The organism is Curtobacterium sp. MCLR17_054, assembly GCF_003234335.2.
In the GTDB taxonomy this organism is placed as follows: Bacteria; Actinomycetota; Actinomycetes; order Actinomycetales; family Microbacteriaceae; genus Curtobacterium; species Curtobacterium flaccumfaciens.
Genome location: NZ_CP126263.1, coordinates 2,282,324 through 2,304,233 on the forward strand (window position 1 = coordinate 2,282,324; position 21,910 = coordinate 2,304,233).

The 21,910-nt window shown below is 71.4% G+C and carries 20 protein-coding genes; 12 read left to right on the top strand and 8 right to left on the bottom strand.

The genetic code is table 11. From position 1 onward, the window contains the following. Positions 1-80: 80 nt before the first annotated feature. Complete coding sequence (locus tag DEJ08_RS10860; protein ID WP_111054015.1) at positions 81-260, bottom strand: hypothetical protein; 180 nt, start codon at positions 258-260, stop codon at positions 81-83. 128 nt (positions 261-388) lie between these two features. Here DEJ08_RS10860 and DEJ08_RS10865 point away from each other — a divergent pair, with 128 nt between their 5' ends. Continuing rightward, on the top strand, positions 389-577 hold the full coding sequence (locus DEJ08_RS10865; RefSeq protein WP_146248451.1) for a hypothetical protein: 189 nt from the start codon (positions 389-391) through the stop codon (positions 575-577). A gap of 3 nt (positions 578-580) precedes the next feature. Here the strand turns inward: DEJ08_RS10865 and DEJ08_RS10870 are convergent, their stop codons facing one another. Together DEJ08_RS10870 and DEJ08_RS10875 are read right to left on the bottom strand one after the other, a co-directional pair. After that, positions 581-889, bottom strand: coding sequence for a thiamine-binding protein (locus DEJ08_RS10870; RefSeq protein ID WP_017888186.1), 309 nt, complete (start codon positions 887-889; stop codon positions 581-583). Beyond that, positions 886-2,199 carry a glycosyltransferase 87 family protein gene (locus tag DEJ08_RS10875; protein WP_111054017.1) on the bottom strand — a complete coding sequence of 438 codons (1,314 nt, stop codon included), beginning with the start codon at positions 2,197-2,199 and terminating at the stop codon, positions 886-888. Before DEJ08_RS10875 ends, DEJ08_RS10870 begins: the two co-directional genes overlap by 4 nt. Before the next feature lie 83 nt (positions 2,200-2,282). Between DEJ08_RS10875 and DEJ08_RS10880 the strand changes: the two genes are divergently transcribed. Continuing rightward, a complete protein-coding gene (locus DEJ08_RS10880) occupies positions 2,283-2,993 on the top strand; it encodes a YceI family protein (RefSeq protein WP_111054018.1) in 711 nt (236 codons plus the stop codon). Positions 2,994-3,257: 264 nt separating this feature from the next. Here the strand turns inward: DEJ08_RS10880 and DEJ08_RS10885 are convergent, their stop codons facing one another. Continuing rightward, entirely contained in the window at positions 3,258-4,118 is an 861-nt protein-coding gene (locus DEJ08_RS10885; protein WP_111054019.1) for an ADP-dependent NAD(P)H-hydrate dehydratase, read from the bottom strand. A gap of 24 nt (positions 4,119-4,142) precedes the next feature. On the opposite strand from DEJ08_RS10885, the gene DEJ08_RS10890 reads away from it, so the two are divergent. From DEJ08_RS10890 to DEJ08_RS10905, 4 genes are all read left to right on the top strand, one after another. Beyond that, positions 4,143-4,775 carry an HAD family hydrolase gene (locus DEJ08_RS10890; protein WP_071244826.1) on the top strand — a complete coding sequence of 211 codons (633 nt, stop codon included), beginning with the start codon at positions 4,143-4,145 and terminating at the stop codon, positions 4,773-4,775. Positions 4,776-4,784: 9 nt separating this feature from the next. Beyond that, positions 4,785-5,867 carry an NADH:flavin oxidoreductase/NADH oxidase gene (locus tag DEJ08_RS10895; RefSeq protein WP_111054020.1) on the top strand — a complete coding sequence of 361 codons (1,083 nt, stop codon included), beginning with the start codon at positions 4,785-4,787 and terminating at the stop codon, positions 5,865-5,867. Positions 5,868-6,023: 156 nt separating this feature from the next. Further along, the gene (locus DEJ08_RS10900; RefSeq protein ID WP_027465831.1) at positions 6,024-7,406 is read left to right on the top strand and encodes a hemolysin family protein; all 1,383 of its coding nucleotides are present in this window, start codon (positions 6,024-6,026) and stop codon (positions 7,404-7,406) included. After that, a complete protein-coding gene (locus tag DEJ08_RS10905; RefSeq protein WP_111054021.1) occupies positions 7,403-8,440 on the top strand; it encodes a hemolysin family protein in 1,038 nt (345 codons plus the stop codon). Before DEJ08_RS10900 ends, DEJ08_RS10905 begins: the two co-directional genes overlap by 4 nt. 164 nt (positions 8,441-8,604) lie before the next feature. On the opposite strand, the gene guaB1 is transcribed toward DEJ08_RS10905, so the two are convergent. After that, the gene (gene guaB1, locus DEJ08_RS10910; RefSeq protein ID WP_111054022.1) at positions 8,605-10,044 is read right to left on the bottom strand and encodes a GMP reductase; all 1,440 of its coding nucleotides are present in this window, start codon (positions 10,042-10,044) and stop codon (positions 8,605-8,607) included. A 178-nt stretch (positions 10,045-10,222) separates the two neighbouring features. Between guaB1 and DEJ08_RS10915 the strand changes: the two genes are divergently transcribed. Further along, the gene (locus DEJ08_RS10915) at positions 10,223-13,999 is read left to right on the top strand and encodes a multifunctional oxoglutarate decarboxylase/oxoglutarate dehydrogenase thiamine pyrophosphate-binding subunit/dihydrolipoyllysine-residue succinyltransferase subunit (protein WP_181438939.1); all 3,777 of its coding nucleotides are present in this window, start codon (positions 10,223-10,225) and stop codon (positions 13,997-13,999) included. A gap of 76 nt (positions 14,000-14,075) precedes the next feature. Here DEJ08_RS10915 and DEJ08_RS10920 read toward each other — a convergent pair whose 3' ends face one another. After that, positions 14,076-14,516, bottom strand: a complete 441-nt coding sequence (locus tag DEJ08_RS10920; RefSeq protein WP_027465835.1) for a GNAT family N-acetyltransferase — start codon at positions 14,514-14,516, stop codon at positions 14,076-14,078. A 114-nt stretch (positions 14,517-14,630) separates the two neighbouring features. On the opposite strand from DEJ08_RS10920, the gene DEJ08_RS10925 reads away from it, so the two are divergent. Next, a complete protein-coding gene (locus tag DEJ08_RS10925) occupies positions 14,631-15,212 on the top strand; it encodes a hypothetical protein (protein WP_111054023.1) in 582 nt (193 codons plus the stop codon). Between the two features lie 74 nt (positions 15,213-15,286). Next, on the top strand, positions 15,287-16,735 hold the full coding sequence (locus tag DEJ08_RS10930) for a LamG-like jellyroll fold domain-containing protein (protein WP_111054740.1): 1,449 nt from the start codon (positions 15,287-15,289) through the stop codon (positions 16,733-16,735). Between the two features lie 50 nt (positions 16,736-16,785). Here DEJ08_RS10930 and DEJ08_RS10935 read toward each other — a convergent pair whose 3' ends face one another. Together DEJ08_RS10935 and DEJ08_RS10940 are read right to left on the bottom strand one after the other, a co-directional pair. After that, on the bottom strand, positions 16,786-17,028 hold the full coding sequence (locus tag DEJ08_RS10935; RefSeq protein ID WP_027465838.1) for a zf-HC2 domain-containing protein: 243 nt from the start codon (positions 17,026-17,028) through the stop codon (positions 16,786-16,788). Beyond that, complete coding sequence (locus DEJ08_RS10940; protein WP_110864006.1) at positions 17,025-17,876, bottom strand: sigma-70 family RNA polymerase sigma factor; 852 nt, start codon at positions 17,874-17,876, stop codon at positions 17,025-17,027. The genes DEJ08_RS10935 and DEJ08_RS10940 overlap by 4 nt, the downstream gene beginning before the upstream one ends. Positions 17,877-17,957: 81 nt before the next feature. Between DEJ08_RS10940 and aroA the strand changes: the two genes are divergently transcribed. From aroA to DEJ08_RS10955, 3 genes are all read left to right on the top strand, one after another. Beyond that, a complete protein-coding gene (gene aroA, locus DEJ08_RS10945; protein ID WP_111054739.1) occupies positions 17,958-19,343 on the top strand; it encodes a 3-phosphoshikimate 1-carboxyvinyltransferase in 1,386 nt (461 codons plus the stop codon). Positions 19,344-19,346: 3 nt separating this feature from the next. Then, a complete protein-coding gene (gene rsgA / locus DEJ08_RS10950) occupies positions 19,347-20,393 on the top strand; it encodes a ribosome small subunit-dependent GTPase A (RefSeq protein ID WP_071406353.1) in 1,047 nt (348 codons plus the stop codon). Positions 20,394-20,737: 344 nt separating this feature from the next. Continuing rightward, positions 20,738-21,910, top strand: a complete 1,173-nt coding sequence (locus DEJ08_RS10955; protein ID WP_146248507.1) for an ABC-2 transporter permease — start codon at positions 20,738-20,740, stop codon at positions 21,908-21,910.

Genomic DNA, 21,910 nt, shown 5'->3' on the forward strand with positions numbered 1-21,910 from the left:
CCCACCGGACGGGGCGGCCGTGATGTCCTGGTCCGTCGAGTGTAGACCGCTCCAACGGACCAACGAAAGCCCGCGGGAGCTCAGGCCGCCTGGCGCTCCGGGGTGCGGGTCCGTGCCGGGGCCTGCTCGGGCAGCTCGTCGCGGTGCACCCATCCGGTGCCGCACTCCGCGCAGCTCGCCCAGGCGTTCTCGCCGTGTTCGTCCGTGTCGATGACGACCGTTCGCAGGTCGCAGTCGGGGCACCAGCCGTCGTGCATCATCACGCGCTCCTCATCGTCGTCTCGCAGGCCACCGGAAGTGGCTCGATGCACACCATGAGACACCCGGCCACCGACATCCGAGGGACCGCTCCGGCGTGTCGGTCGACGCTGCGGTGCAGGATGACGACGTGCCCACCATCACGACCGTCCTGGCCTCCTGCGCCGCCGGCGCGCCCGCGAACTGCGAGGACGTCACCGACCCGCTCGGGATCGTCGTCGTCGTGGTGTTCGCGGTCGCCGGCCTCGTCCTGCTGACGGTCGCCGCGGTCCTCGGCACCGACCCCCGTCGCCGCAGGCGTCCGCGTCGGCGCCGCTGACCGCTACTCGCCGAGCGCGGCCTCGAGCCGTTCGAGCTTGCCGTCGATCTCGCCGGTGTGCCCGGGTCGGATGTCGGCCTTGAGCACGAGCGACACCCGCGTGCCGTACGCACCGACGGCCTCGGTGGCGCGCTTGACGACGTCCATGACCTCGTCCCACTCCCCCTCGATCTCGGTGAACATCGACGAGGTGCGGTTCGGCAGCCCACTCTCGCGCACCACGCGCACGGCGGCCGCGACGGCGTCGTGCACGGACCCGTCGGACGTTGCAGCGGGACCACCGGACGGAGCGACGGAGAAGGCGACGATCATGCGTCCATCCTGCCCGGCTCGGTCTGGTCGCGCACGGACGGCGACGAGCGCGCCGACACCCGTCCGGACCCCGCAGCCCGCCCCATCCGCACCAGCACGACGACGCTCCACACCAGGATCGCCACCTCGAGCACGTTCCGCACCGTGAGCACCACGAGGATCCACGGCTGCACGCCGAGCAACTGGTCGTAGTAGCCCGGGTAGATCACCTGCGTGAGCAGCGCCATCGGCAGCGCGGTCACCGCGATCGGCACGAACCGGCGCGCACTCGGGGTGCCCGCCGCGAGCCCCCACACGATCGGCACCGCGAACCAGCCGATGTACTGCGGCGACCCCACCTTGTTCGTCGCGATGAGCGCCGCGACGAACAGCAGCGCGAGCACCGGCGCGAGCTCGGCCCGACGGGCACCGCGGCGCGTGGCCCAGAGCGCGAGCACGACCCCGGCCACCACGACGACGGCCATCAGCGGCGTCGACACCGCGGCGGCGGCGGACGTGCCGGCACCGGACACCTCGAAGGTCAGGATCTCCTGGTCGTAGAACACCGCTGCACCCGGGACGCCGAACGCTGCGGCCCACATGAAGGGCGTCGCGAGCGGTGACTCGATCTGCAGCCCACGGCCGGTCTGCTCACCGACGAAGGACAGCAGGTACGGCGCACCGCCCCACAGCACGTCGACGAGCACGATCAGGGCGCTCAGCACGAGGGCTCCGGCGAGCACACCCCGGCGGTGTCCGCGGCGCAGGAGCAGCAGCACCGCGACGAGCGCCGCGGGCCACACCTTCGTCCAGGCACCGGCGGTGAAGAGCGCGGAGGCGACGGCCGGCCTCGAGGCCACGAACGCCACGCCCACCAGCGCGAACACCGTCGCGACGGTGTCGATCCGACCGAGCGCGATCGGCCCGAGCGCGAGCAGGAACAGCAACCACCACCAGACGACCCGCACGCCGTGCACGCCGAAGCGGTCGGACGACCCCACACGCGCCCGGAACCGCCACAGGAACGCGCACGCCGCGGCATCGAGCAGCACCATCAGCAGCAGCCAGCCCGTGCCGATCGACGCGACGCCCCCGAGGGCCGCCGCGGCCATCGGCACGATCGCCAGGATCGGGTACACCCAGGCGCCGTCGATGCCGACCCAGAAGTCCGCGGTCCGCCCGGTCTCGATCCAGCGGCTGTAGGTGATGGTCACGTCACCGAGCGGCAGGTTCGCCGACACGAGGGTCAGCCACCACAGGAACCCGTGCACGGCGACGAACGCCAGGACGAAGCCGGCGAGTTCGAGCCACCGGGTCGAGGTCCTCTGCACCGGACGAGCGTAGCGGCCGGAGCGGGGGCGATCGCTGCCACGGACTCAGGGTCTCCCGAGCATGACGTGTCACCGTTCTGCTCGTGACCTCCGACACCCCGCGCAAGCGCCGCAAGGCCGTCATCTGGATCTCCGTCATCGCCGCCGTCGTCGTCCTCGGCGTCGTGGGCGCGGTGGTCTTCACGAACGTCTACACGAGCACCGAGAACGCGAAGGCCTCGGCCGCGCCGTCCGTCGCCGCCACCCGCGAAGCCTCCACCCTCGACGCCACGGACCTGTCCGGCGAGTGGACGGTCGGCGGCGACTCGGAAGCCGGGTACCGCGTCCACGAGGTCCTGAACGGCTCCGACGTCACCGTCACCGGCCGCACCGACAGCGTCGCCGGCACCGCGACCGTCGACGGCACGAGCATCACCGCCGCGAAGATCACGGTGCAGGTCGCCGACATCACCACCGACTCCGACCAGCGCGACGCCTACTTCCGCGACTCCGCGATGGACGCGGCGGCCTTCCCCGAGGCCACCTTCGAACTCACCGGACCGATCGCCGACGCGGTCCCGAGCGGCTCCGACACGACGACCGTGACGGCCCCGGGGAAGCTCACCCTGCACGGCGTCACGAAGGACGTCACCGCGAAGCTGCAGGTCGGCCTGAACGGCGACGGCGTCGACATCTCCGGTTCGGTCCCGATCACCTTCTCGGACTACGGCGTGCAGGCCCCGAGCCTGGGGTTCGTCAAGGTCGACGACGCGGGTTCCGTCGAGTTCCTGGTGCACGCGACCCCCGCGAGCTGACGTCCGCGACGCGCGTCACGTCCGTGACGTGACCGCCGACGGCCTGGAGGCGCGGTGCCAGCTGGCACCGCGCCTCCCGTCCGTCCGTCGTCGCGGTCTGAAGCCGCACCCGCTGGCTGATGCGTGCGCATGTTGCGACCTTGCACCTGTCGAACCCGTGGTGTCCCGTCGGAACATGCGCACGAACCCATTGCGTGCGCATCCTTCGACAGAACACGCGTCGATCACCTCGTGGATCGTCGGAAGGTGCACGCGCACCGACCGCTAGCCGCGCGCGTCCCCGTCCACGACCAGGTCCCGCACGACCCCCGGCAGCTCGGCGATGAGCGTCGTCATCGGGAACGGCCCGCCGCCGGAGGCCCGCCGCGCCGCGATCCCGTGCACCACCGCGGCCGACGCGGCCAGGTGCGCGAGGTCCGGCGGCGTGAGCGACGAACCGGCCGCCTCGACGGAGCCCTGCCGCGCGGCGACGAGCGCCCCGAGGACCCCGCCCAGCACGTCCCCGGCACCGGCCGCCGCGAGCCACGGCGTCGCCGAGGACGCCACGAGCCGCACCGACCCGTCCGGGGTGACCACGTGCGTCCGCTCCCCCTTGAGCAGCACGACGCTGCCGGTCTGCTCCGCCGCACGGAGCGCCGCGGCGGCCGGGTCCTGCTCGATCTCGGCGCGGTCGGCCCCCAGGAACGAAGCGAGTTCACCGGCGTGCGGGGTGAGCACGGCGAGCGGCCCGAGGTCGACGAGCGGGATCGCCCCGGCGTCGACGACGACCGGGACGCCGTCGTCGGACGCGTGCGAGAAGCCCGCCGCCGTCGTCTCGTCCAGGTCACCCAGCGACGGCGCCGAGATCCCGGAGCCGACGAGCCAGGCCTGCACCCGACCGACGCCGGACACGACCTCGGGGCGGCGGGTGAGCACGTGGTCGGTGGCGCGTGACGGTCCGACGTACCGGACCATGCCGACGCCGGTGTGCACGGCGGCGTCGACCCCGAGCACCGCGGCGCCGGGGTACTGGTCGGACCCGGTCGCGATGCCGAGCACCCCGCGGCGGTACTTGGTGGACTCCCCCGTCGGCGCGGTGGCCCACGCGGCGGCATCGGACGGTCGGACGGGCACGAAGTCGTTCACCGGCCCCACGTTACGGTGGAGCACATGAGCCTGTTCCTGCCTGGTCGCGTGGTGGTCTTCGACTACGGCGAGGTGATCAGCCGGACGCCGCACGCCTCGCGGGACGCCCTCGTGGCCGCCACCGGGGTCCCGGCCGACGAGCTGTTCCCGGTGTACCAGGAGCTCCGGCACGACCTGGACCGCGGCGACCTGTCCGTCGTGGCGTACTGGCGTGCGATCGCGGAACGGACCGGACGGACCTGGAGCATCTCCGAGATCCACCGGTTCTGGGCAATCGACTTCACCGGGTGGTTCGAGGTCGAGCCGGAGACCCTCGAGATCGTCGAGGAGCTGCACGACGCCGGCACCCGTGTCGCCCTGCTCTCGAACGCGGGCTTCGACTTCGGCGACCCGTACCGCCGCTCCCCGATGGGCTCGTTGTTCGAGACCGTCGTGGTGAGCGCCGAGGAGCACGTCCTGAAGCCCGCGGCATCCATCTACCGCGACACCTGTGCGCGCTTGGGAATCGACCCGGGTCAGATGGTGTTCGTGGACAACAGGGCCGAGAACGCCACCGGTGCGGAAGCGATCGGGGCGGTCGGCCACCACTACACGTCGCCGGCGTCACTGCGGTCGTTCCTGACGGAACTGGCCGAGGCGCCGGCACCCGTCCTCTGAGGAGCCCGCGTGACGCACGCCCTGTTCGACCCGATCACCGTCCGTGACCTGACCGTCCGCAACCGCATCTGGGTCTCCCCGATGTGCCAGTACTCGGTGGACCAGCAGGACGGCGTCCCGACGACGTGGCACCTCGTGCACCTGGGCGGCTTCGCCAAGGGCGGCGCCGGCGCGGTCGTGGTCGAGGCGACGGGCGTCGTGCCCGAGGGACGGATCACCCCGCAGGACCTCGGGCTGTGGAACGACCAGCAGCGCGACGCGTTCAAGCCGATCGTCGACTTCCTGCACGAGCAGGGCGCCGCGGCGGGTATCCAGCTGGCGCACGCCGGCCGCAAGGCGTCGACGTACCGCCCCTGGGACACCACGCACGGCACCGTCCCCGCCGACCAGGGCGGCTGGACCACGGTCGCGCCGTCGGCCGTGGCCTTCGACGGCTACGACGTCCCGCGCGAGCTCGCGGTCGAGGACATCCGGGTCGTCGCCCTCGCCTTCGCGCAGTCCGCCCGCCGCGCGGTGGAGGCCGGGTTCGACCTGGTCGAGATCCACGCGGCCCACGGCTACCTGCTGCACCAGTTCCTCTCGCCGCTGAGCAACCAGCGCACCGACCAGTACGGCGGCTCGCTCGAGAACCGTGCCCGCGCGCTGCTCGAGGTCGTCGATGCCGTGCGCGCCGAGGTCGGCCAGGGCTTCCCGATCGTCGTCCGCTTCTCGGCCACCGACTGGGTCGACGGCGGGCTCACGCTCGACGAGACCACCGTCGTCGCCCGCTGGGCCGCGGAGCACGGTGCCGACCTGGCCGACGTGTCGACCGGCGGCAACGTCGCGAGCGCGCCGATCCCGGTCGGCCCCGGCTACCAGGTGCCGCACGCCGCGGCGATCAAGCGCGACGCCGGCATCCCGACGATCGCCGTGGGCATGATCTCCGAGGCGTTCCAGGCCGAGCAGATCGTCGCGACCGGCCTGGCCGACGTCGTGATGATCGGTCGCGAGATGCTCCGCGACCCGTCGTTCGCGCTCCGTGCCGCCGTCGAACTCCGCGTGCCGGTCGACTACGAGCCGCAGCAGTACCACCGCGCGCGGATCACGGCCTAGGCGCGGTCGGTTCTGTACGGATTCACGGTCCGGCGACCGCGCAGGCAGTACGATTGGCAGCACTGTGGACGATCCCCCGAATAGTTCTTCGCCTCACTCATCCGCCGCTCACTCGGTGAGCTGCACGTCATCCCTGTGCGCGAACGGGGGTGAATCATGAGTCCGATCGACATCGTCATGCTGATCGGCGGCATCCTGCTGACCCTCGGCACGGGTGTCTTCGTCGCGTCCGAGTTCGCGCTGGTCAACCTCGACCGCGCCGACGTCGAAGCGCGGCGCGACCGGGGTGAAGCCGGCCTCGCACCGGTCATCGGCGCGCTGAAGGTCACCTCGACGCACCTGTCCAGCGCACAGCTCGGCATCACGCTGACCACGCTGCTGACCGGCTACCTGCTCGAACCCTCGATCGCGAAGCTGCTCGAGGCGCCGTTCCTGGCGATGAACCTGCCGGAGGGCATCGTCGAGACCGTCGGCTCGATCGTGGCGCTCGTCATCGCGACCCTGCTGTCGATGATCCTCGGCGAACTCGTGCCGAAGAACTTCGCGCTCGCGCTGCCCCTGCAGACCGCCAGGCTCGTGGTCCCGCTGCAGATCGCGTTCACGACGGTCTTCAAGCCCGCCGTCGCGCTGCTGAACGGCACCGCGAACGCCGTGCTCCGGTCGCTGGGCATCGAGCCGCAGGAGGAACTCTCCGGTGCCCGCAGCGCCGAGGAACTCACCTCGCTGCTGCGCCGGTCGGCGTCGGAGGGCTCGCTCGAACAGGACACCGCGACGCTCCTCGAGCGCACCATCTCGTTCTCCGAGCTGAGCGCCAGCGACGTGATGACCCCGCGCCCGCGGCTCTCCACCATCCGCGTGTCCGAGTCCGCCGAGGACGTCATCGCCCTCGCCCGCAAGACCGGCTTCAGCCGCTTCCCCGTCATCGAGGAGGACGCGGACGACGTCGTCGGCATCGTGCACGTCAAGCAGGCCGTCGCCGTGCCGCGCGAGAAGCGTCCGGAGGTCCCCGTCGGGGCACTCATGACCGACGCCGAACGCGTGCCGGAGACCATGCCCGGCGACACCCTGCTCGCCGAGGTCCGCGGCCGCGGCTACCAGATGGTCATCGTCGTCGACGAGTACGGCGGCACCGCCGGCGTCGTCACGCTCGAGGACCTGATCGAGGAGATCGTCGGCGAGGTCTCCGACGAGCACGACCGTGCCCGCATCGACGTGGTCCGCTCCCGCGACTGGCTGACCTTCCCCGGTCTGCTGCGTCCCGACGAGCTCGAGGACCGCGCCGGCGTGAAGGTGCCCGAGGAGGGCCCGTACGAGACCGTCGGCGGGTTCGTCATGTCGACGCTGGGCCGTCTGCCCGTCGTCGGTGACGAGGTGCCCCTGGACGGCGGGGTGTTCCGCGTCGAGCGGCTGGACGGCCGTCGGATCGACCGCATCCGCTGGACCCCGACGCGCCCGTCGACCGACACGGCGGCGACCGCGATCATCATCCCGTCCACCAAGAGCACCCCGACCACCACGACGAAGGGCAGCACCCGATGAGCTCCGATTGGTGGGGGATCTTCTGGCTCGTCGTCCTCTTGATGGGCAACGCGTACTTCGTCGCGGCCGAGTTCGCGGTCATCTCCGCACGCCGCTCCCAGATCGAGCCTCGCGCCGAAGAGGGCTCGAAGGCCGCGCAGATGACGCTGTGGGCGATGGAGCACGCCACCCGCATGCTCGCCACGACCCAGCTCGGCATCACGGTCTGCTCGCTGCTCATCCTGAACGTGTCCGAGCCGGCGATCCACCACCTGCTCGAGGTCCCGCTGCACCTGACCGGCTGGAGCGCCGAGGTGATCGGCACCGTGGCCTTCGTGTTCACGCTGCTGCTCGTGTCGTTCCTGCACGTGGTGTTCGGCGAGATGGTGCCGAAGAACATCTCGTTCTCGATGCCGGACCGCGCCGCGCTGCTGCTCGTGCCGACGCTCTGGTACATCGGTCACGGCCTGCACTGGGTCATCGTCGGCCTGAACGAGGTCGCGAACGCCGTGCTGCGGCTGTTCCGCGTCGAGCCCAAGGACGAAGCGGTGAGCGCGTTCACGGTGGAGGAGGTGCAGACCATCGTGGAGCAGTCCCGCCGCGAGGGCACCCTGACCGACGACGGCAAGCTCGCCCTGGCGTTCGAGTTCACCGAGAAGAAGGTCCGTGACGTCGCCGTGCCGATGGCCGAGCTCGTCACCCTGCCCGACGACGCCACCCCGGCCGACGTCGAGCACGCCGTGGCGCAGCGCGGGTTCTCCCGCTACGTGCTCGTCGGCGAGGACGGCTCCCCCACCGGCTACGTGCACGTGAAGGACGTCATCGACCTGCGGCCGGACGAGTTCGACGACCCGGTGCCGCCGAAGCGCATCCGCCAGCTCATCTCGCTCTACACCGAGATGGACCTCGAGGACGCGCTCGCGACCATGCGGGCCGCCGGCCGCCACGTGGCCCGCGCCTTCGACGCGGACGGCCACACGATCGGCGTGCTGTTCCTCGAGGACATCCTCGAAGAACTGGTGGGCGAGGTCGAGGACGCGACCCGACGCCGGTAGCCGCAGCGGAAGGACGGACTGGAGGCGCGGTGCCAGCTGGCACCGCGCCTCCCGTCCGCCGTGTGGTCGCGTGTCCACGGCGTCGGCGTGCGTTTCGCGCTCAGCGACACGTCACGCGCTGCGCCGCCCGTGAGCTGTCGCTCAGCGCGAAAGTCCGGCGCGCGCTACCAGCTGACGGGCAGGGGCTTGCCCTCCTCGTACCCGGCGGCGGACTGGATGCCGACCAGCGCGCGCTCGGAGAACTCGGCAAGGGACGACGCGCCCGCGTAGGTGGCGGAGCTGCGGACGCCGGTGGTGATCATGTCGAGCAGGTCCTCGACGCTCGGGCGCTCCGGGTCGAGGTAGATCGTGGACGACGAGATCCCCTCGGCGAAGAGCGCCTTGCGGGCCCGCTCGTACGGGTCGAGCCGCTCGAACCGCTCGCGCACGGCCTTCGCCGAGGCCATGCCCCAGCTCTCCTTGTACGCCTTGCCCGCGGCGTCACGGCGCAGGACGCCCGGGGCCTCGAGCGTGCCGGCGAACCACGAGCCGATCATGACGGCCGACGCCCCGGCTGCCAGCGCGAGGGCGACGTCGCGCGGGTAGCGCACCCCGCCGTCCGCCCAGACGTGCGCACCGAGCGAGCGGGCCGCCGCGGCGGTCTCGAGCACGGCGGAGAACTGCGGACGACCGACGGCCGTCATCATGCGGGTGGTGCACATGGCGCCCGGTCCGACGCCGACCTTGATGATGTCCGCTCCGGCCCCGACCAGGTGCGCGACGGCGTCGGCGGTGACGACGTTGCCGGCGACGAGCGGGATGCCGAGCTGCAGCGACGCGACCGTGCGGAGTGCGCGGAGCATGCCGTCCTGGTGGCCGTGCGCGGTGTCGAGGACCAGGACGTCCACGCCCGCGGCGGCCAGCGCCTTCGCCTTGGCGGCGACGTCGCCGTTGATGCCGAGCGCGGCGGCGACCCGGAGCCGGCCGGAAGCGTCGACGGCGGGCGTGTAGATGTCGGAGCGGATCGCGCTCGTCTGGCTCGTGGTCCCGACGACCCGGCCGTGCCGCATGACCGGCGCGAAGTCGACCTCGGCGGCCGAGAGCACGTCGTACACGTGGCGGGGCGTGCCGGCGTCCTCGGCGTCGATCGCGGTCGAGGCGCCGTGCAGCAGGTCACCGAGGACGGCGTCGGGGCCGGCGGTGCCGAGGCGGGTCGCGGGCACGCAGCCCAGGTACTCCCCGTCGGCGTCGCGGACGACCACACCACGGCCGGCAACCGGCAGGAGCTGCTCGAGGGCCTCGGCGACGGTGGTCTGCGCACCCATGTCGTAGGCGGTGTCGAAGTCGACCGGCTGGTCCTTCACCCAGCGGATCGCGGCGTCGAGGTCCTGCAGGTGCATGTCCTGCGGCAGCACGCCCAGACCACCGCGGCGGGCCAGGGTGGCGGCGAGCCGGGGGCCGGTGACGGAGTTCATGTTGGCGCTGACGATCGGGATCGTGGCACCGCTGCCGTCGTTCGCCGCGAGGTCGACGTCGAAGCGGCTCGTCACGCCGGAACGGCTCGGGACGAGGAAGACGTCGGAGTAGGTCAGGTCGTGCGTCGGCCGCGTCTCGTAGAACCTCATGCGCTCCACTGTACGGCTCCCGTCACGGCCCCGACCGGGTGCTCCGGGGGCTGCCGACTCGCGCCGCGGCTGACACGGAACGGACATGTCGGAGCGGCTAGGCTTGGCACCTGTGCGGCGCAGGGTTGCTCCGCACGACACACACGAGCATCTATCGACGGAGAGTGGGCGATCGGCTGTGTCGAGCCATCTGACCGGAACGGACGAGACCGCGGGCGAATTCGGGGCGAACGAGTGGCTCGTCGACGAGCTCTACGAGCAGTTCGTCGCGGACAAGGAGTCGGTCGACAAGTCCTGGTGGCCGGTCCTCGAGAGCTACCACCGCACGCAGGTCGGTGACGCTCCGGCTCCGGCGGGCTCCCCCGCGCAGCAGGCGCCGGCGCAGCAGGCACCGGCCCAGCAGGCATCCGCCCAGCAGCAGTCGTCGACGCAGCAGCCGGCCACCGGGGACACCCCGGGCGAGGCGAAGTCGGGCCCGATCCAGGCGAAGACCACCTCGCGTCAGCCGGCACCGCAGCCGATCCCGGCCGAGGCGAACGACGCCGCCGACGACCACGAGGAGACCCACGAGGACGTGGCGACCCCGCTCCGGGGCATGGCGAAGACGCTGGCGTCGAACATGGACGCCTCGCTGACCGTCCCGACCGCCACGAGCGTCCGGACGATCCCGGCGAAGCTGATGATCGACAACCGGATCGTCATCAACAACCACCTGCGACGCGCCCGCGGCGGCAAGATCTCCTTCACGCACCTGATCGGGTGGGCGATGGTGCAGGCGCTCAAGGACTTCCCGAGCCAGAACGTCTACTACGAGGAGCGCGACGGCAAGCCGTTCGTCGTCGCCCCGGCGCACGTCAACCTCGGCATCGCGATCGACGTCCCGAAGAAGGACGGCACCCGCTCGCTCCTGGTGCCGAGCATCAAGCGCGCGGAGACCCTCACGTTCGGCCAGTTCCTCTCCGCCTACGAGGACCTCGTCAAGCGTGCCCGCGACAACAAGCTCACCCCGGCGGACTTCCAGGGCACGACGATCTCGCTCACCAACCCGGGCGGCATCGGCACCGTGCACTCGGTCCCCCGTCTGACGAAGGGGCAGGGCTCGATCATCGGCGCCGGTGCCCTCGAGTACCCGGCGCAGTTCCAGGGCTCGGCGTCGAAGACCCTGGTCGAGCTCGGCATCGGCAAGACCATCACCCTGACCAGCACCTACGACCACCGCGTCATCCAGGGCGCCGGTTCGGGCGAGTACCTCAAGCACGTGCACGAGCGCCTGATCGGTGAGCACGGCTTCTACGACGGCATCTTCGCCGCACTCCGGATCCCCTACAAGCCGATCCAGTGGGCGAACGACATCAACGTCGACCTGGCGCACCGGGTGAACAAGACCGCGCGTGTGCAGGAGCTCATCAACAGCTTCCGCGTCCGTGGGCACCTGATGGCCGACATCGACCCGCTCGAGTACCGCCAGCGAACGCACCCCGACCTCGAGATCGAGAGCCACGGGCTGACCTTCTGGGACCTCGACCGCGAGTTCGTCACCGGTGGGCTCGCCGGCACCACCTCGGCACCGCTGCGGGACGTCCTCGGGATCCTGCGCGACGCCTACTGCCGCACGGTCGGCATCGAGTACATGCACATCCAGGACCCGGAACAGCGTCGCTGGGTGCAGGAGCGCATCGAGGTGCCGTACTCGAAGCCGTCGAAGGACGAGCAGCTCCGCGTCCTCGGCAAGCTCAACGAAGCCGAGGCGTTCGAGACCTTCCTGCAGACCAAGTACGTCGGCCAGAAGCGCTTCTCGCTCGAGGGCGGCGAGTCCACCATCGCCTTCCTCGACACCCTGATCCAGCACGCCGCCGGAGCCGGACTGGCCGAGGTCGCGATCGGCATGGCCCACCGTGGCCGACTGAACGTGCTGACGAACATCGCCGGCAAGACCTACGGGCAGATCTTCCGTGAGTTCGAGGGGTCCTCGCTGCCGGGCACGGTGTCCGGTCAGGGCTCCGGCGACGTGAAGTACCACGTCGGCACCGAGGGCGTGTTCCGCACGTCCGACGGCTCGAGCATCCCGGTGACGATCGCCGCGAACCCGTCCCACCTCGAAGCCGTCGACGGCGTGCTCGAGGGCATCGTCCGCGCCAAGCAGGACCGCGAGGCACCCGGCAGCTTCGGCGTGCTCCCCGTGCTCGTGCACGGCGACGCGGCGATGGCCGGCCAGGGCGTGGTCGTCGAGACGCTGCAGATGTCGCAGCTCCGCGGGTACCGCACCGGCGGCACGGTCCACCTCGTCATCAACAACCAGGTCGGGTTCACCACCCCGCCCGAGTCGGCGCGCAGCTCGGTGTACTCCACCGACGTCGCGAAGACGATCCAGGCACCGATCTTCCACGTGAACGGTGACGACCCCGAGGCCGTCGCCCGCGTCGCCGAACTCGCCTTCGCGTACCGCGAGGAGTTCCACCGCGACGTCGTGATCGACCTGATCTGCTACCGCCGTCGTGGGCACAACGAGGGCGACGACCCCTCGATGACGCAGCCGCTGATGTACAACCTCATCGAGGCGAAGCGCTCCGTCCGCACGCTGTACACCGAGGCCCTCGTCGGCCGTGGTGACATCACGCAAGAGGAGTACGACGAGGCGCACCGCGACTTCCAGGACCGCCTGGAACGCGCCTTCGCCGAGACGCACGAGGCACAGACCGGCACCATCCCGGTCATCGAGGTCGACGACGACGGTGCGGTGCAGGGGCTCGAACGCCCGGCCGCACAGCGCGACGACTCCGAGGTCGAGGTGCACGAGACCGCCGTGTCCGAGGAACTCGTCCGGGCGATCGGCGACGCGCACAGCAACCCGCCCGCCGGGTTCTCCATCCACCCGAAGCTGCAGCAGCTGCTGACCAAGCGCACCGAGATGACGCGCAACGGGGGCATCGACTGGGCGATGGCCGAGCTCATGGCGATCGGCTCGATCCTGGTCGAGGGCAAGCCCGTCCGCCTCGCCGGACAGGACGCCCGACGCGGCACGTTCGTCCAGCGCCAGTCGGTGTTCCACGACCGGGTGAACGGCCAGGAATGGCTGCCGCTGTCGAACCTCACCGAGGACCAGGCCCGGTTCTACGTGTACGACTCGCTGCTGAGCGAGTACGCGGCGATGGCCTTCGAGTACGGCTACTCGGTGGAACGACCCGAGTCCCTCGTGCTCTGGGAGGCACAGTTCGGCGACTTCGCGAACGGTGCCCAGATCGTCATCGACGAGTTCATCTCGTCCGCCGAGCAGAAGTGGGGGCAGCGCTCCGGCCTCGTCCTGCTGCTGCCGCACGGGTACGAGGGCCAGGGGCCGGACCACTCGTCGGCACGCATCGAGCGTTACCTGCAGCTGTGCGCCGAGGACAACATGATCGTCGCGCGCCCGTCGACCCCGGCGTCGTACTTCCACCTGCTCCGCCGGCAGGCCTGGGCCCGTCCGCAGAAGCCGCTCGTCGTGTTCTCCCCGAAGGCGATGCTCCGGCTCCGCCAGGCGACGAGCGCGGTCGAGGACTTCACGACGGGCACGTTCGAGCCCGTGCTGGACGACGCGCGGATCACCGACAAGGGCGCCGTGCGTCGCGTGGTGCTGCACTCCGGCAAGGTGCACCACGACCTGCGTGCCGAGGTCGACAAGCGCGGCATCACCGACGTCGCACTCGTCCGCCTCGAGCAGCTCGCCCCGCTCCCCCTCGACCGCATCCTCGAGGTCCTGGCGGGCTACCCGGACGCCGACGTCGTGTGGGCGCAGGAGGAGCCGGAGAACCAGGGCGCCTGGCCGTTCGTCTGCATGAACCTGTCGCCGCACCTGGGCGGCCGACCGTTGTCCGTCGCGGCCCGCTCGGCGAGTGCCGCACCGGCCACGGGGTCCTCGAAGCGCTCCGCGCAGGAGGCCGCCGACGTCATCGACACGGCGCTGAGCGCGTCGGCCTAGTCACGGGGAAGCGCCCCGTGCGGGAGTCCGAGGGACTCCTGCACGGGGCGCTTCGACGTTCGCCAGGAAAGCGACGCTACGCGATCTTCGTGTACCGCACCCCGGCGTCGTGGTACCCGCGCTTCTGGTAGAACCGGTGCGCGCTGTCCGTCGCGGCCGCGCTGACGGCGCTGAGGCGACGCGCGCCCTGCTCGACCGCCCATGCTTCGAACGTGCCGATGAGCGCCGAACCGGTGCCGAGCCTCCTGGCCGTGTCGTCGACGACCAGCAGCAGCAGCTGCGCCGTCGGCTCGTCGCTGGCGTACGCCCACGTGACCTGCGCGCCGGCGACCGCGACGACCCGGCCGTCGTCACCACGGACCACCCAGGTGCGGTGCCCGGCTTCGGGGGTGAGCCGGTCGAGGCGGGCGCGCATCGACGCATCGTCGACGTCGTGACCGAGCAGGCGGACGAGGGCGGCGACGTCGGCGACGTCCGTGTCGGACCAGGTGGTGGTCGACTCGACGGAGAGGGTCATGTCGGCCAACCTACCCGGGCCGTCGGTCGTGTTGCGACGGGGTTCCATAACAACTGATATTCATATACGCTGCTGTCATATCACCCGCCGGGTGAACCGACCGACAGGACAGCCATGCACATCACCTCCCGCCACGGCCGCACCGCCGCCTGGATCGCCTTCCCCCTCGCCGTCGTCGCCAGCGGCGCACTCATCGCCACGGCCTCGTACGCCGCCTTCTCGAGCAGCACCGACAACGCCGCGAACAGCTGGCGCACCGGTGCCGTCTCCCTCACCGACGACGACCAGGGCGTCGCGCTGTTCGACGTCGACGACCTGGTGCCCGGGTCCGCCGGCTCGAACTGCATCACGGTGACGGCGAACACCACCAACGCCTCGACCGTGAAGCTCTACGCCGCAGACGCAGCCGACGCCGACGAACTGGCGCAGTACGTCGGCATGAAGGTCGAGCGCGGCGCCCTGGGTACCGCCGGGGACTGCAGCACCTTCACCACGGGGACGACCGTGCACGACGGCACGCTCGCCGACCTCATGGCGTCCGACTCCTTCGGCACCGGCGTCGACGCGTGGAAGCCGGCGACGGGCACGGCAAGCACGACCTACCGCTTCAGCTACGACCTGAGCGAGGGAGCGCCCAACAAGGTGCAGTCGTCCGAGGCCGGCACCACGTTCGTGTGGGAAGCGCAGACCGACTGATCCCCGTCCCCGTCCCGATCCGTCCCACCCGACCCACCCGACCCACCCGACCCGCCCGACCCGAGGAGCAGCCGATGCCGAACGTCGCCACCCGCCGTCACGTCCGCTGCGTCGGCGACCTGCCCCGGCTGCTCCTCGCGGTCTCGGCACGGACGGTCCTCTGGTCGGTGCTGCTGCTCGCACTGTGGGCGTCGCTCCCCGCGGCGTTCGGGTGGCACGTCACGACGGTCGTCTCCGACTCGATGGCCCCCGGGATCCGCACCGGGGACGTCGTCGCCGCGATGCCCGTCGGACGCGATGACCTCGAGGCCGGACGGGTGCTGCTCGTCGAGGACCCCGACCACCGGGATCGACTCCGTCTGCACCGACTCGAGCGCATCGAACCGGACGGGGGCCTGCGTCTGCGCGGGGACGCGAACCCGACGGCCGACCGCACGGCCGTCGAACCCGCGGCGGTCCTCGGAGTCGGGGTGCTGCGGTTCCCGTGGATCGGGCTGCCGGGCGTCTGGATCCGCGGGGGCGACTGGACGTCCCTGCTGCTGGCCGGCGTCGTCACCGCCGTGCTCGTCGTCGCCGGGCGTGCTGATCGGGACATCGTCGCCGGTCGCCCCTGCCGCACCTGCGGCACGCCGCGCCGTGATCTCCACTCGCCCGTGGTCGCGGAGCCCCGGACGGCGGCCGTCACCGCCCCGACGTCGACCACCGTTCCGGTCGCGGTGTTCACGGCGGCGGCCATCACCCTCACCCTGCTCGCCGGAGCAGGAGCCGGAGCTGGCGCGGGCGCCGGGTTCAGCGGCTCGACCGGGACCGCCTCGGCGCTCGGCACCGGCGGCTTCGGGTGCTTCCACCAGCCGGCGCCGGGCACGTCACTCGCGTGGGACTTCGCCGAGAAGAACGGTCCGCAGGTCGTCGACTCGAGCGGGTCCGGGGCAGACGGGGCCTTCACGCCCGCCGCTGCCGCCCGGGTCGACGCGGACTGCGCGACGAACCCCTACGCGACGTTCTGGACCGAGGACGGCGCCGAAGGGTGGGCGGTCACGGACACCGCGGTCGACGCGCCGAACACCTTCACGATCGAGACCTGGTTCCGGACCGACGACACCGACGGTGGCCGGGTGTTCGGCTTCGGCTCGGACCGATCGGCGGCGTCGACCTACCGCGACCGGCACCTGTACATCGGCGCCGACGGAGTCCTGCGCTTCGGGGTCGAGGGCTCCGGATCGCAGTTCAAGTTCACCATCGGGTCCACCGCGCCCGTGAACGACGGCGCCTGGCACCACGTGGTGGCCACCTTCGAGGCACGGTCGATGACGCTCTGGGTCGACGGTTCGCTACAGGGCAGCCGATCCGATGCCGTCACGCTGCGGCAGTACCCCGGCCACTGGCGGGCCGGACGGCAGACGCTGTCCGGTTGGCCCGGTGCAGCGGGCTACGCCTTCACCGGTGACGTGGACACCGTCCGGGTGCACGACACCGTCCTCGACGCAACCGAGGTCGCGCAGGCGTTCCAGGCCGGGCGCTGACACCAGACCGTGCCAGGTCGCAGCCCAGCGAAGCCCAGCCCGGCGTGTCGTCAGTGCGTCGCCTGCTCCACCCGGATGCGCGCGAGGATCTCGCTGCGCAGCTGGTCGGGAGCGGTCTCCTTGCAGGCGCGACGGACGGTCTCCATGAGCACGACGCCGACGCGGTGCTCGGTCTGGCAGTCCTCGCACCCGTCCATGTGCTCGCGGATGTCCGCGGCGTCCTCGTGACGGAGCTCGTCGTGCAGGAACTCCTCGAGCTCGGCCTTCGCCTTCGAGCAGTCGCAGCCGCTCATCGTGCGTCCTTCCGTCCGGTGCGACCCGTGGCCGCGGTTGCCTTCGTCGTCTGTGCCGCGCCTCGTCCCCGTCCACGCATCGTCGCCGTCGACGCTGCGTCCGGGACGATGCCGGTCTCACGGGCGTGGTCCGCCAGGAGCCCACGGAGGAGCCGGCGGCCACGGTGGAGGCGGCTCATGACCGTCCCCACGGGGGTCTTCATGATGTCGGCGATCTCCTGGTACGAGAAGCCTTCGACATCGGCGAAGTACACGGCCATCCGGAAGTCCTCCGGGATGGCCTGCAGGGCGTCCTTCACGGCGGAGGACGGCAGGTGGTCGATCGCGTCGGCCTCGGCGGACCGGGCGGAGATCGACTGGGTGACGCTCTCCGCGCCGCCGAGCTGCCAGTCCTCGAGCTCGTCGATGGTGCCCTGGTACGGGTTCCGCTGGTTCTTGCGGTACGTGTTGATGAACGTGTTCGTGAGGATCCGGTACAGCCAGGCCTTCAGGTTCGTGCCCTGCTTGAACTGGCGGAACGCGGCGAAGGCCTTGACGAAGGTCTCCTGCACCAGGTCCGACGCGTCGGCCGGGTTGCGGGTCATCCGCATGGCCGCACCGTAGAGCTGGTCCATGAAGGGCAGGGCCTGGTCCTCGAAGAGGGACCGCAGCTCCCCCTCGGAGACGGTCTTCGCGTCCACCGGCTCGTCTGCGGCGTCGTCGAGGGCTTCGTGCTCCTCTTCGACGGCGTCGAGCTGCACCTCGGTCTCGTCGACCAGGTGGTGCGGAGCTGCCTGCGGTTCGTCGGTCGTCATCGCCGCCAAGTCTAGGCCGAGCGTGCCGAGCGTCGTCGGCACCGCGGTCAGCACGGTCGCCGTGCCGGTCCGCTCTCGTGCGAGTGTTGCTGTCGCCACTGATCCTCCCGGTGCGTTCAGTACCCTGGTGAACCGATGGCAGACACGACGCATTCCCACAGCGGGGCCCAGCCCGCCGACCCCTGGATCGCCCCGGTCGCAGGGGGTCCGCTGCGCGGTGACGTCGCGCTGCCCGGGTCGAAGTCGCTGACGAACCGGGAGCTCGTGCTCGCGGCCCTCGCGGACGGCCCATCGACGATCCGGCTCCCGCTGCACTCCCGTGACTCGGCGCTGATGATCGCGGGCCTCCGTGCGCTCGGCGTCGGCATCGCGGAGCTCGAGCCGGCAGCCGGCACCGCCCCGAACCCCTACGGCCCGGACCTCCGGATCACGCCCGCCCCGATGCACGGCGACGTCCGCCTGGACTGCGGGCTGGCCGGCACCGTGATGCGCTTCCTGCCGCCGCTCGCCGCCCTGGCCGTCGGGCCCGTCACGGTCGACGGCGACCCCTACGCCCGCAAGCGGCCGATGCACGCCATCGTGCAGGGACTCGTCGACCTCGGCGTCGACGTCACGGACGACGGCGGCGGCTCGATGCCGTTCTCGTTCACCGGCACCGGCTCGGTCCGCGGTGGCGCCGTGACCATCGACGCCTCGGCGTCCTCGCAGTTCGTCTCCGGCCTGCTGCTGTCGGCCCCCCGCTTCGACGAGGGCCTGCACCTCACCCACGTGGGCGAACGCCTGCCGAGCATGCCGCACATCGAGATGACCGTCGCGGCGCTCCGTGCCCGCGGCGTCCGCGTCGACGAGCCGTCGGTCGGCGAGTGGATCGTGCACCCCGGCCCGATCGGCGCGCGTGACGTCACGATCGAGCCCGACCTGTCGAACGCCGCGCCGTTCGCGGTCGCCGCGCTCGTCGCCGGCGGCACGGTCCGCATCCGCACCTGGCCCACCGAGACGACGCAGGTCGGCGCCGACCTCGAGACGCTCCTGCCCCTGTGGGGGGCGAGCGTGGCCCGTGACGGTGACGACCTGGTCGTCGACGGCGGCGTCGGGATCCGGGGTGGGGCCTCCTTGCCGGGTCTCGAACTCGACCTGAGCCGCGGCGGCGAACTCGCCCCGGCGCTCGTCGCGCTGGCCGCGCTGGCGGACGGCCCGAGCGAGATCACCGGGATCGGTCACCTGCGGGGGCACGAGACGGACCGCCTGGCCGCGCTGGCGGCGGACCTCAACCGGTCTGGAGGCGCGGTGCACGAACTCGACGACGGCCTGCGGATCGAGCCGGCGCCGCTCCACGGCAGCGCCTGGGGCGCGTACGACGACCACCGGATGGCGACCGCGGGGGCGATCGTGGGCCTCGTCGTCGACGGCGTCGCCGTCGACGACATCGGGTCGACCGCGAAGACGCTGCCGCAGTTCCCGGAGCTGTGGGCCGCGCTCGTGGCGTCCTCGGTGACCGCTGCACCGGTGAGTGGGGACTGACGCATGAGCTGGTGGGACGACGTCGACGGTGACGACTCCGACGCGGACGAACCGTACGGGCAGTACGACGAGTCGAGCGTCCGGGTGCGTCCGAACCCGAAGGGCAACCGACCGCGCACGAAGACCCGTCCGACGTACGACGACGCCCCCGTCGGCTGGGTGACGAACGTCGACCGCGGGCGGTTCGGCGTGCTGATCGACGACCACGTCATCACCGCGACGAAGGCCCGCGAGCTCGGCAAGAAGTCCGTCGTCACGGGCGACCACGTGTCGCTCGTCGGGGACGTCTCGGGCGACCCCGGGTCGCTCGCGCGCATCGTGAAGGTCGCCGAGCGCACCACCCTGCTGCGACGGAGTGCCGACGACTCCGACGAGGTCGAGCGCGTCATCGTGGCGAACGCCGACCAGATGCTCATCGTGGTGGCCGCCGCCGACCCCGAGCCGCGCACCCGCCTGATCGACCGGTACCTGGTGGCCGCGTTCGACGCCGGCCTCGACCCGATCCTCTGCATCACGAAGACCGACCTCGCCGACCCGGCTGCGTTCCTGGCGCACTTCGCGTGCCTGGATCTGCGGATCGTGACGAGCCGATCGGACGACGTCCCGTTCGAGGCGCTGCACGAGCTCCTGGACGACAAGGTGACCGTGACCGTCGGGCACTCCGGCGTGGGCAAGTCGACGCTGGTGAACGCCCTGACCGGCTCGACGCGGGCGATCGGGGTCGTGAACTCGGTGACCGGGCGGGGGCGGCACACGTCGTCGTCGTCGATCGCGCTGCAGGTCCGTGACGGCGGGTGGATCATCGACACGCCGGGTGTGCGGTCGTTCGGCCTGGGGCACGTCGACCCCGCGAACGTCTTCCGGGCGTTCGCGTCGCACGCCGTGCCGGTGCGGCCCGCGCGGGACGGCATCCCGCTGGCGCAGGCGCACGACTGGGAGATCGTCGACCGGGTGCAGGACGGGGAGCTCGGGCCGACCGGCGTCGAGCGGCTCGACTCGTTCCGGGCGCTGCTGACCGGGATGGGTGCGTCCGACCCCGGTTCCGAGTAGCGCGTCGGGGTGGTGCCGGCCGGGTCGTCGGCGGTTGTCGGCGGCTGGTCACGACACCCCGCGGTGTGTGCGTCGAGGGGTCACGAACTGTCGGCTGGAGGTGCGGCACCCGACAGTTCGTGACCACTCGAGCGCCGGCGCGCGGTGAGTCGTGACCACTCCGGTTCCCGCGCCCCTCGCACGGTGCAGACCTCGCACCGTGCGAGGGGCGCTTGAACGGTGCGAGGTCGTGCACTCCGTGCGGGCTCGCGGGCCTCGCACGGAGTGGGCAACCTCGCACCGGACAGTGCCTCGGCACCGGGCCGGCGTCGACAAGCGCGCATCGGGGTTGTACAGTTGCGGTCGTGTCTGAAGTTGCAAAGTACAACTTTGCGCCGACCCCCGCTGTCGACGCCCCGTCCCCGAGCACGACGACGACGTCGCACGCGCACCACTCCCCCACCCACAAGTCTCCGCGAGCCCCGAAGCCGCAGCGGTCCGACAGCGTCCTGCGCCCCGCCGGCCTCGGTCGCGTGCTGCTGACGTTCGCCTCGCACATCCTCGTGCCGCTGTTCCTGGCCGCCGGCATGGGCCTGGCCTACCTCGGTGCCTTCCACGCCCCGGCCCCGCAGGAACTGCCGGTCGGCATCGTCGGCCAGGGCGCGGCCACCCAGGTGTTCGCCCAGACCGTGACCGACCAGTCCGACGGTGCCCTCGTGGCCCATGTCGTCGCATCGACGAAGGCGGCCGAGCAGCAGGTGCGCGACCGCGACCTCGCCGCCGTGTACGCACCGACGGCGACGGGTGCCACGCTCTACGTCTCGACCGCCGCGTCGGAGACCACCGCGAGCGCCGCGCAGAAGGTGTTCCTGCCGATCGCCTACGACCAGCACTTGCCGTTCCGGGTCGTCGACGTCGTGCCCACGGGCGACCAGGACACCACCGGCCAGGGGCTGTTCTTCCTGCTCGTGGCCCTGAGCGTCGGCGGGTACGCGTCCGCGATCGCCGTGGCCTCGGTCGCGACGAAGCTCCGTGCCGTGTGGACCGCGGTCATCGGGCTCGCCACCGCGGGGGTCGTCGCCGGCATCGGCGTGATCGTCGCCGGACCGATCTACGGCGTCATCACCACCCACCACTGGCAGGTGTTCCTGTTCGCCTGGCTCTACGACGCGATCATCGTCGCACTCGGCGTCGGGCTGCACCCCGTGCTCGGACGGTGGACCACCCCGATCCTCACGATGCTGTTCGTGATGCTGAACTTCACGTCGTCCGGCGGGATCTTCCAGCCGGCGTTCCAGCCCGGGTTCTTCGCCGCCCTGCACACCTTCTGGAGCGGTGCCGCGTGGCTGCAGGCCGCACAGGACCTGCAGTACTTCCCGGACGCGTCGCTCGGCCGATCGTCGCTCGTGCTCGCCCTCTGGCTGGCCGCCGCGCTCCTGCTCTGCGTCGTGGTGCACGGGCTCGTCGCCCGCCGGACCCGCATCGCCCGCGAGCGCGAGGTCACCCGGCTCGAGGAGGAAGAGGTCGTCGCCGCGTAG